At 44.9% G+C, this 10,402-nt stretch carries 9 protein-coding genes; 8 read left to right on the top strand and 1 reads right to left on the bottom strand.

The annotated features are described in order from the left end of the window. The 3 genes from D1151_RS15865 to D1151_RS15855 form a co-directional block, all read left to right on the top strand. Positions 1–654 (top strand): proline racemase family protein (locus D1151_RS15865; RefSeq protein ID WP_161909519.1); only part of this gene is annotated, 654 nt, incomplete at its 5' end. Then, positions 654–1,835 (top strand): M20 family metallopeptidase, encoded by a 1,182-nt coding sequence (locus D1151_RS15860; RefSeq protein WP_160203269.1) that lies wholly within the window; start codon positions 654–656, stop codon positions 1,833–1,835. The genes D1151_RS15865 and D1151_RS15860, both read left to right, overlap by 1 nt. Positions 1,836–1,922: 87 nt before the next feature. Continuing rightward, the gene (locus D1151_RS15855; protein WP_161909518.1) at positions 1,923–3,614 is read left to right on the top strand and encodes an AAA family ATPase; all 1,692 of its coding nucleotides are present in this window, start codon (positions 1,923–1,925) and stop codon (positions 3,612–3,614) included. Between the two features lie 59 nt (positions 3,615–3,673). Here the strand turns inward: D1151_RS15855 and D1151_RS15850 are convergent, their stop codons facing one another. Then, positions 3,674–4,576 (bottom strand): LysR family transcriptional regulator, encoded by a 903-nt coding sequence (locus D1151_RS15850; RefSeq protein WP_161909517.1) that lies wholly within the window; start codon positions 4,574–4,576, stop codon positions 3,674–3,676. Positions 4,577–4,682: 106 nt separating this feature from the next. Here D1151_RS15850 and D1151_RS15845 point away from each other — a divergent pair, with 106 nt between their 5' ends. From D1151_RS15845 to D1151_RS15825, 5 genes are all read left to right on the top strand, one after another. Continuing rightward, the gene (locus D1151_RS15845; protein ID WP_161909516.1) at positions 4,683–6,449 is read left to right on the top strand and encodes an amidohydrolase family protein; all 1,767 of its coding nucleotides are present in this window, start codon (positions 4,683–4,685) and stop codon (positions 6,447–6,449) included. Positions 6,450–6,467: 18 nt separating this feature from the next. Next, entirely contained in the window at positions 6,468–7,865 is a 1,398-nt protein-coding gene (locus D1151_RS15840) for an MFS transporter (protein ID WP_160203265.1), read from the top strand. Further along, the gene (locus tag D1151_RS15835) at positions 7,862–9,127 is read left to right on the top strand and encodes an aminopeptidase P N-terminal domain-containing protein (protein ID WP_161909515.1); all 1,266 of its coding nucleotides are present in this window, start codon (positions 7,862–7,864) and stop codon (positions 9,125–9,127) included. The genes D1151_RS15840 and D1151_RS15835 overlap by 4 nt, the downstream gene beginning before the upstream one ends. Positions 9,128–9,191: 64 nt before the next feature. Then, complete coding sequence (locus D1151_RS15830; protein ID WP_161909514.1) at positions 9,192–10,163, top strand: ornithine cyclodeaminase family protein; 972 nt, start codon at positions 9,192–9,194, stop codon at positions 10,161–10,163. After that, the coding region (locus D1151_RS15825) for a proline racemase family protein (protein ID WP_161909513.1) at positions 10,164–10,402 on the top strand (239 nt) is incomplete at its 3' end.

The raw sequence follows: 10,402 nt of genomic DNA, 5'->3' as shown, positions 1-10,402 counted from the left end.
CAGCTTGCAGTACAGACAGAAGGAGGGAAAATCAGCGACATAGCGCTGAAAAACGACCTTTCCTTTGCATATGCCCTAGATGAATCGGTGCAGACACCGTCCTATGGAAAAGTCAGCGTAGATGTAGGCTATGGCGGCGCTTTTATGGTCTTTGCAGACATGAGGCAGTTTGGAATCCAATTAGAAGCAAAAAACATTCAGGCGATGCTGGATATTGCCATGGAATGCGGACACTGCGCCATCGATCAGCTTGCAATGGTACATCCAGAAAATCCGGCGCTGAACGCAAAGGAAAACGGCATCTGCATGATACTCTTTGCAGAAGATGGGGAGAGCGAAAGCGTAATCAGCACGAGAACCTTTACGGTATTTGGAAAGAGACAGTTTGACCGCTCACCTACAGGAACCGGAACTTCAGCGCTGGCAGCGGTACTTCATGGAAAAGGGAGACTGCATGAGGGGAAGAAACTTGAAAACCGGGGGATTTCCGGTATACCGTTTATCGTGACCATCGAAGAGACAGAAAGAGGGCAGGTGATACCGACCATTCACAGCAGGGCGTACCTGATGGGAAAGGGTAGCATTCTGCTGGAAGAGGATGATCCGTTGCAGGATGGGTTTTCGATGAAATGCGGAAAAGAAGTTGAAATTTAATGGAAGAAGGGATAAAACTGATGAATTTTGAAGAAAGAGCAAAAGAAATCAGCGGTCAAATTATAGAAGATCGCAGGTATTTGCATTCCCATGCGGAATTTGGCATGGAACTGCCGGAAACCATATCTTATGTAAAGAGGCGTCTTACGGAGATGGGCTATGCACCGGTTTCATGTGGTGGCGGGATTATTGCTGATATTGGTAAAGGTGAGCACGCTGTACTAATCCGGGCAGATATGGACGCATTAAAAGTAGAAGAAGAAAATGATCTGCCATTTCGTTCTCAGAGGAAGATTTCACATATGTGCGGTCATGATTTACATACTGCAATGCTTCTTGGAACAGCAAAACTGCTAAAAGATTGCGAAGATAAGCTGTGCGGCACGGTAAGGCTCATGTTTCAGCCAGGCGAAGAGGTCATGGGCGGTGCAAAAGCAATGCTGAAAGATGGTGTGCTTTCAAATCCGAGTATAGAAGCTGCGTTCAGCATTCATGTTGTTACAACACAAGAAAATGGTGTGCTGTCTTTTAAACCAGGCGCAGCTTTTTCATCGGTGGATCTTTTTTCTATTCAGGTAGAAGGAAAAGGTGGACATGGATCAGCTCTTGAATATACAGTGGACCCGATTAAAGCTGCTGTTCAAATCTATCAGGGGATAGAAGGTATTGTGGCTAGAGAAAGCAGCATGTTTCATTCTGCAACCTGCTCCATCGGTCATTTTGAAGGAGGGGAATTGTCAAATATTATTCCTCAGACTGCAGTGATGGAGGGAACTTTGCGCTGCTTTGACGAAAAGGATAGACAGAGAATTTTGAATCGAATTTATAAACTATTGGAAGGCATAGCAATTTCAACAGATACGAAGTGCACAGCAAAGATGAATTCACTGCCTGCACTGAAAAATAGCAGTGCACTATGCGAAAAGATTGCGCCGTTTCTGCAGGAAATGAAGGAACTTACAATTTGCCAGGCGACATTGCCGTGGTCAGCTTCAGAGGATTTTGCCTTTGTTGCGGAAAAAATCCCGACAATGTATATGCTTCTAGGTGTAGGAGGCACAGATATGCCGCCTAATCACAGCCCCAAAGCGATTTTTCAGGAGGATAAGATGCATCTTGGAAGTGCGGCTTTGGCATTAGCTGCATATCAATATTTGCTTGAACCGATATGTATTAGGTGAGAGATGATAAGTTTATTTGATTGGCTCTTGTGATTTTCCCGTTTTTCACGTATACTATAGATACGAAGAAAAAGAGGTGAGTCGAAGATGGATAAGAAGAGAATTCCCATTGGATTTGAGGATTTTAAAGAAATTAAAGAAAACAATCTATACTTTGTAGATAAAACACAGATGATACGGGAAATATTAGATGGCAGTAAAGTAACGCTGCTCACAAGACCCCGCCGTTTTGGTAAAACCCTGAATCTTTCCATGCTTCGCCGTTTCTTTGAAGATGAGAGAACGCCGGAAGGTGAGAAGATAGACAATCGCCATCTCTTTGAAGGGCTTGCTATCATGAACGCCGGAGAAAAGTATCTTGCCCATATGGGGCAGTACCCTGTGATTTCTTTATCGCTAAAATCAGCCAAACAAAGTGACTTTGCAATGGCGTACACTATGTTAAAACGGGAAATTGTTGCAGAGTTTTCCAGACATCAGTACGTACTTGCCGGAAAAATGAACGGAAACGCACAGGAAAAATACGAGGCGATTCTAAAAGAAAGAGAAGATGCTTCCCTATATGTAGACGCAATCCGATTTCTGTCCGAGTGCCTGTACAAATATCATGGGAAGGAAGCAATGATTCTCATTGACGAATACGATGTACCTTTAGAGTGTGCATATTTCGGTGGATTTTACGATGAAATGATTGGCTTCATCCGCTCCCTCTTTGAGTCCGCCCTGAAAACCAATCCCTATCTGAAGTTTGGTGTAGTGACAGGATGCCTTAGAATCAGCAGGGAGAGTATCTTTACGGGACTGAATAATTTAGAAATTCATTCGATTATCAGCGAGAATTACAGCAGCTGTTTTGGCTTTACGAGTGAAGAAGTGCAGGAGATGCTTGCCTATTATGACCTTTCTGACAGGTTTTGCGAGGCAAGGGACTGGTATGACGGCTATCTTTTCGGAAATACAGAAATTTACAATCCGTGGAGCATTTTAAACTATACGAAAAGCGTGCTGTCGGGTAATCAAATTTCAACAAAACCCTATTGGTCCAACACTTCCAGCAACGGAATTGTAAAGGAACTTGTGGAGGATGCCGACGATATGACCCGCCAGGAGCTGGAGATTTTGATGGAAGGCGGCACCATAGAAAAACCGGTTCACGAAGAAATTACCTACGGAGATATTCACACATCGAAAGATAATCTATGGAACTTTTTGTTCTTCACTGGATATCTAAAGATGAAAAGTCAGCGAATAGAGAAACGGAATATCTATATTGAAATGGCGATTCCCAACGAGGAGATTGCATCCATTTATGAACAAAGCATCAAAGAATGGTTTGACCAAAAGATAGCAAATGTGGATAGAAGCAGTCTCATCAAGGCTTTCGAAGAAGGGGACTGCGAAGCGGCTGAGAACTTCATCAGCCAGCAGCTGATGGACACCATCAGCTACTTCGACTATGCGGAGAGCTACTACCATGGATTTTTGACAGGGCTTTTGAAGAATGCAGGTCGGTATATGGTGCAGTCCAATCGTGAGAGTGGAACGGGCAGACCGGACATTATACTGAAAACCCAGGCTATCCGCAGAGGACAGGTCATTATCTTAGAATTGAAAGCAGCAGGAAGCGTTGCGGAGATGGCGGCAAAATGCGATGAAGGTCTTGCGCAGATTGAAGCACAGCAGTACGCAAAGCCGTTTCTGGCGGAAGGTTATCCCCGTGTGAGCAAATATGCCATTGCATTTTACAAGAAAGAGTGCATGGTGAAGAAAGCAGAATAAGGATTAGAATAGAAAAATGACTGCAAAGATGCGATTTGGCATCATTTTGCAGTCGTTTTTTAATTGTTTTGAAATGAATCTAAAATATAACTGCGAAAAGCTGTGTGTGCACTGCGAAGCGTTTTGCCTTTGGATTTCGGATAGACCAGATAGGTGGACATCAATGCAATGGAACAGTCTTTATCGATGGGAATAGCTTTGATCCCATTGCCGGTGCACTTGTTTGCAATGGATTCTGAAACTAATACATTTGTACTTGCAGAACGCACCAAATCCAGGATGATATCGGCGTCGTAGGTGTCGTAGGGAGATTCTTTTAGGGAAATCCCATGATTCTGAAAATAGTTGGCAGCAAGCGCCTGCGATGGTGTATTTTTTCTGCCGATATGAAGGGACAGGTCAGAAATCATATCCGTATGAATCGAAGTAATTCCGGGAAGGAAGTCCTCTTTTGTCAGAAGATAGGAAAATTCCTTCGTGAGCTCGATAAAACTTAAATTGCTTTTTGACGGAATGGGACCTTTGATAAACGCAAAGTCCAGTTCGCCTTTTTCAAGCAGATCCAGAGCAGGATGGGTGTCTAAAACTGTGATGTCAATGGATAACTCCGGAGTTCTTGCCATATAGTCATTTAGCAGCTGCCTGAGGTTTGACATTTTATAAAAAGGAAAAACAGCGATTCTTAATGGTGCAGATGCGTAATCTTTGGTCGCACGAAAATGATCCTGCAGTGCTTTTAAGGTATCAGTGACAGTCTGCGCATAATGGCAAAAATCTTCGCCATCTTTGGTTAAAGACACACTGTGAGTATCCCTTTTGAAAAGTCTGACATTCAACTCTTTCTCCAGTGCAAGAATGCGCCGGGAGATGGAGGACTGGGAAACATATAAGGCTTCTGCTGCTTTGGAAAAACTTTTATGTTTAGCGACTTCTAATACGTAATAGATTTGCTGAAGCTCCATGGCGTGCTCCTTTCTTCTGTTATGCGTCTTGCGCATAACCATATTATATAACGGTATTTCCAATTCTGTCAATATTCAGATAGAATAAAAGTGAAAGGAGGAAGCGATGAAGGACATGATGGATATTTTGTTTCAGAACGGCATGTTGATTGACGGAACTGGAAAGCCAGCAATAAATGCGAATTTAGCGGTAAAAGACGGTAGAATTGCATACATCGGCGGTGAAACACCAAATGCGCGGGAAATCATAGATGCGGACGGACTTTTCGTTGCGCCGGGTTTTATAGATATACATTCTCATGGAGATTTTACGCTGCCGGTCTACAGGCAGGCGGAAAGTGCGATCGGGCAGGGCATCACTACGGTGGTCGGTGGAAATTGCGGTATGAGCCCAAGCCCTTGTCCAGCCTTTTATAGCCAGTTTCCCTTTGAGGAGCGAGCCGTTGCAAGGATTCTTCCGATGCCTATAGGCGGTATCAATCCGGGCTTTGTACAGGTTTTGCCAACGGAAGTGCTTAGACCTGCGTATCGGGAAACTTTTGGCGAGGATTTGGACTGGAAAAGCTTTGCAGAATATGCAGATCATATCAATCAAGGTACTGGCGTAAATCTTGCGGCTTATGCGGGTCATGGACAAATCCGTTTGCAGGTGATGGGCTGTGATTATGCAAGGACAGCTACAGAGCAGGAACGCAAAGAAATCCTTCGTCTTTGTGAAAAAACCATGGAGGAAGGTGCCATTGGCATTTCTTTGGGACTTGACTACGAACCGGGATTTTTTGCAGATGATGAAGAACTGGAGGCTATCGCAAAGTGCGTAGCAGAAAAGAGCAAAATTCTGGCAGTTCACTGGCAGCAGCGACCGGTACGCGCTGGAAAACTTAATCCGCAGCACAAACCGTTAGACGGCATTATGGAAATGCTGGAGCTTGCGAAAAAGACAGGCGTGCATCTGCATCTAAGTCATCTGTTTATAGTTTTTGCAGCAGAAAAAGATAGCGCAGCATGTGCACAGGATTTGCTGAAATGTATACAGCAGTACCGGGAAATGGGGGCTCACATTACATATGATACGTTGGTAAGCTATACGGGAGGTGATTACTTCTATCCAAAGATTGGACAAAGATTTCAGCCGTATGTAGTGCAGGCAGGTGGTCTAAAAGCTTTTTCAGATGCACTGAAAGTGGGAAATTACAGGAATATGGTTGCGGCAGATATCAAAGCAGGAAGGCACCCTTCGGCAAGCGTGATGACTCGCATTGACCCGCAGACGATGCCGGGATTTGGACGCAGCATGGTAATTACTTCCTGCTGTGAGAAAGCTGTAATAGGAAAATCAATTGGAGCACTTTGTGATGAATGGAAGTGTGATGTGGTAGATGTGCTGCTAAAGCTGCTTGCCATGGATCCATATGTCTGCTGGAACATGTGGACAGATAACAGCATTTCCCCTGAATCGGAGGTTTATCTCTCTCAAAAGGACATGGCAGTGGGACTTGATGTATCTCCGATAAATTATAACAGCACTGCGCCTTTTCCAGAAGGGGATTATCCGGAAAACTGCAAATCGACAGGCGCTTACTGCGGCTTTGTCAAGTATTTGAAATCGGATTTGGGAACGCTGGAACACCGCATTGCACAGATGACAGGAATTCCTGCGGGGATTCTTGGCTGGAAGGACAGAGGCGTTTTAGAAAAAGATGCAGCCGCCGATTTGGTCGTATTTAACCGGGAAAAACTGGATCCAAGGGAAGATTTTCTGCATCCGCAGATGCAGCCCTGCGGCATCGAGCACGTTTTAGTGCAAGGGAAATTCGCCCTGAAAAGCGGCGGATTAACAGGGGGATTATATGGGAAAATTGTATCCGTGTAAGAAAAAGGGGGAACAACAATGGAAGATAAAACTTTGCAGACAGGCAGACTGCCTTGGAAGGTAAAAATCTGCTATGCAACAGGTGCTTTTTCGAAGAACATTCTAGCTGTTAGTACAGCAGCGTACTTATTATTCTTTTATACAGACATCTGCGGTGTAGATCCGAAAATCGCATCTACCATCATTCTGGCAGCGAAGATTTGGGATATTATCAATGATCCGATGATGGGTGCTATTGTAGATAAGTCCCATTCAAAAGAGGGGAAGTGCCGTATCTGGCTGAAATACTTCTCTGTTCCAGCAGGTATTATTTTGGCGCTGACATTCTTTATGCCGGGATTTTCAAGTACAGGCAAGGCAGTTTGGGTAGCGGTTACCTACGTGCTGCAGGGCATGGCAAGTACCGTACTTTTGATTCCGATGAATACTCTTCTTGGCAGAATCACAATCGACCGTCAGGAAAGAGCGCAGATTACCCAGCTTGCAGGTTTCATCGGCATGGCGGGCACTTACTTCGTAACAGGTTTTACCATGAAACTGGTTGGCATTTTTGGCGGAGCAGATATGCAAAAAGGCTTTATGTATATGGGTATGGTTTTCGGTGTTCTGTATATGATTGGTCATCTGGTTGTGTATTTTGGAACAAAGGGCTACGATGCGGATCCATATGAAACTGAAACCGTAGAGAACATTGAACAGTCAAAGGCATCTGTAAAGGAAGTTTTACAGGCACTGATGAAGAACTGGCCGTGGCTGTGCTGCATCGGACTGTACATGTTCCTGCTGCTGGGAGATTCACTGGCACAGTCTTCTATGCCGTTCTATTTCCAGTATAATCATGCTGGTATGACAGATGCAATGTATCTGGCGTATTCCAACATGACAACCATTTCTTCATTCGCAGGAATCTTCCTGATGCAGATTTTTATTAAAAAATTTGGAAATGCCGGAACGGCTGCTATCGGCTGCCTGATGGCATCTGCCGGATATCTGTTCAGGTTCATTTTGCAGGACAGCAGCATGCTGATTATGAATGCAGGCTGGATTATCAGCGGATTTGGCAGCGGCCTGGTTGCAATGACAATCATTCTTAACATCTTTGACGCAAAAGTATATGGCGAATGGAAAACAGGTGTTGACAACGAAGCCATTCTGATGAGCGGATTCTCAGTTTCCTATAAAATCGGCATGGCAATTGGCGGACCGATTGCAGGATATCTGCTTCTGCTGGTTCCTTACGTGCAGGGAGCTGAGCAGCAGGCTGACAGTGTATTATCTATGTGGATGGCAGAGAACACTTTAATTCCGGGAATTGCTACAGTTATTTCATTGGTATTTGCAATTTTGATTATCAAGAACGAAAAGAAAGTACCGCAGATGAGAAAAGAGATTGAAGAGAGGAAGAAATCTGCATGAGTATTACAAGAGAAGAATATGCAAACCGAAGAAAGCGACTTTCTGAAAAATTAGAACCGGGATGTCCTATGCTACTGTTTTCAGGAGAGCCAACGCCCCAATGGAATGAAATCGACTATCCTTTCGAGGTGGACCGGAACTTCTACTATCTGACAGGAATTGATGTACCGGGCTGTATTCTGGTTATGATGAAAAACGGGTCGGCACTTATGGAACAGCTATTTGTTCCTCACAGCAGCAGCTACGACAAAACTTACTTTGGACCTGAAAAGCAGCCGGACTACTATACGGAGCTTTCAGGAATCAGAGCTGTCGGCTTCAAAGAAGATTTCAAAGAGCAGGTGCTCATGGTGCATTTTATGTGTTTTCCGGTATCAAAGGTCTATACCGGCAGCGCCAATCAGGCACTGCAGCCTGATACTGAGGCAAACAGACTCTTTTCACAGCTTAGGGCAAGCTATCCTGCGCTGCACATAGAAAATATTGCCGAGGAAATCTATCAGATGCGTGCAATCAAGAGCGAGGCTGAGATAAAGCTGACAAAAGAGGCCATTGATATTACAAGGGAAGGCATGCTTTCAGTGATGAAGCATATCAAGCCGGGTATGTATGAATATGAGGCAGAAGCCTACATTGACTTTGAAGCGGTCAAGAGAGGCAGCCGTATCATCGACATTATAGCAAGTCTGCAGGGCGGAGAAAATGCCACGAGACTGCACTATAAAGAACATACGGATAAACTCAATGACGGAGACCTTTTGCTCATGGATATCGGTACTAATCGGGAGTATTATAATTCCGACGTGACCAGAACCATTCCGGTAAATGGTAAATTCACAGAAGAGCAGAAGCACTGGTACAACATCGTGCTGAAAGCTCAAGAAATGATTATCGCTAGGATGGGTCCGGGAAAATCAAGACAAGGTATCAATACTGAAGCAAGAAAAATGCTTGGACGAGAACTTCGCGCAGCAGGTCTGATCGATGAAAATCAGCCGGTAAATATGACGACAGCCAAGAACTGGGCGGCGTCCAATCCAGCGGATCACTGCATCGGACTTTTGTGCCACGATGTAGGGAGTGAAGCAGGAATTTTCGAGCCAGGTATGATTTTTACCGTAGAACCGGGTGTGTATCTGAAGGATTTGGGTCTCGGTATCCGTATTGAGGACGATGTGCTGATTACAGAAACCGGTGTGGAAATTCTGTCAGCAGGAATTCCAAAGACGGTAGAAGAAATCGAAGCTATCATGAAAAAATAACAGGTTAAGGCACATGGCACAGGTCATGTGCCTTGCTTAAATCATCATAGGGGAGGTAACAGAAATGAAAATTATCAATCAAAATGATATTGACAAGGTCGTACAACCAAAGGAAATGGTAGAAGTCGTAGCGAAAGCCTTTGACATCTACGGAAAAGGAGAATTTGCTATGCCAGAGCGGTATGGCTTTGAAGAAGGCGGAATGACATTCCTGTACATGCCGTGCTTTACAGACCATGCCTGCGGCACCAAAATGCTGGCGCTGGTACCGGAAAACAGGGGGCGCAGACTGCCGTCCATCGACGGTGTGGTGGTGTTAAACGACAGAACCACAGGTCAGAGCAAAGCGTTGCTTGATGCAAAGAGAGTCACATCCTGGCGTACCGGTGCAACCGGCGCACTGGCAGCTAGAGAGCTGTCCAATGAAAATGCAGCATCCGTAGGGATTGTAGGCTGCGGCGTGCAGGGGTTTTCCCAGGGCGTGTGCATTTCAGCAGTGAGAAACATCAAAAAGATTTGCTTGTTTGACCCGTTCAAGCCCGAAGATGCACTGAAGGACTATGCCGAGGATTTACAGAAAGCAGCCATTGGTAATCCGGAAATGGTCATCTGCAAAAGCGCAGAAGAACTGCTTTTAGGCTCTGATATTGTAGTTACCACCACCTTTGCGACAGAGCCGGTATTGCCTGAAGATCCTGAACTTTTAAAGGGAAAATGCTACATTGCAGTAGGTTCCTACAAACCATATATGAAAGAACTGCCAGACAGCCTCTTTGAAATTACCGAGGATGTGTATGTGGATCTGCCCTATGCCTGCGAAGAAAGCGGAGACTTATCGACAAGAATTGAAAAGGGACTTCTTGATGAGAAAAATGTAAAATGTTTACATAACGTGTTAGATGGAAGCCAGCCAAAACCTGCATCAGATACGGTAGTCTTTAAAACCGTAGGCATGGCGCTTGTCGACCTTGCAGCCGCAGAATACATCTGTGAAACAGCAGAGAAGGAAAACATCGGAGTGGAGGTCGAATTCTAAATGAAAACACTGGAGTATCTGGATTTTCATGTAGCAGGAGAGCCCTTTCGTTTAATTACAAGGGGATTTCCTGAGATTATCGGCAGCACCATGGCGGAAAAGCGCCGCTATGCGGCAGCCCATCTTGACAATCTCAGAAAGATAGCCCTCCTTGAGCCACGCGGACACGATGACATGTACGGCGGTTTCCTCACGCCTCCTGTCAATGAGGAGAGCGACCTGGGCATCGTCTTTATCCA

This window comes from Emergencia sp. 1XD21-10, assembly GCF_009936045.1.
GTDB classification, from domain to species: domain Bacteria; phylum Bacillota; class Clostridia; order Peptostreptococcales; family Anaerovoracaceae; genus Senimuribacter; species Senimuribacter intestinalis.
Note: the sequence above shows the minus strand (reverse complement) of the source record. Positions and strands in the feature narration are given on the sequence as shown.

Coding starts and splice junctions, on each gene's coding strand:
- D1151_RS15830 (WP_161909514.1), top strand. CDS start 9,192: ATGAAAATTATCAATCAAAATGATATTGACAAGGTCGTACAACCAAAG.
- D1151_RS15850 (WP_161909517.1), bottom strand. CDS start 4,576: ATGGAGCTTCAGCAAATCTATTACGTATTAGAAGTCGCTAAACATAAA.
- D1151_RS15855 (WP_161909518.1), top strand. CDS start 1,923: ATGGATAAGAAGAGAATTCCCATTGGATTTGAGGATTTTAAAGAAATT.
- D1151_RS15835 (WP_161909515.1), top strand. CDS start 7,862: ATGAGTATTACAAGAGAAGAATATGCAAACCGAAGAAAGCGACTTTCT.
- D1151_RS15860 (WP_160203269.1), top strand. CDS start 654: ATGGAAGAAGGGATAAAACTGATGAATTTTGAAGAAAGAGCAAAAGAA.
- D1151_RS15840 (WP_160203265.1), top strand. CDS start 6,468: ATGGAAGATAAAACTTTGCAGACAGGCAGACTGCCTTGGAAGGTAAAA.
- D1151_RS15845 (WP_161909516.1), top strand. CDS start 4,683: ATGAAGGACATGATGGATATTTTGTTTCAGAACGGCATGTTGATTGAC.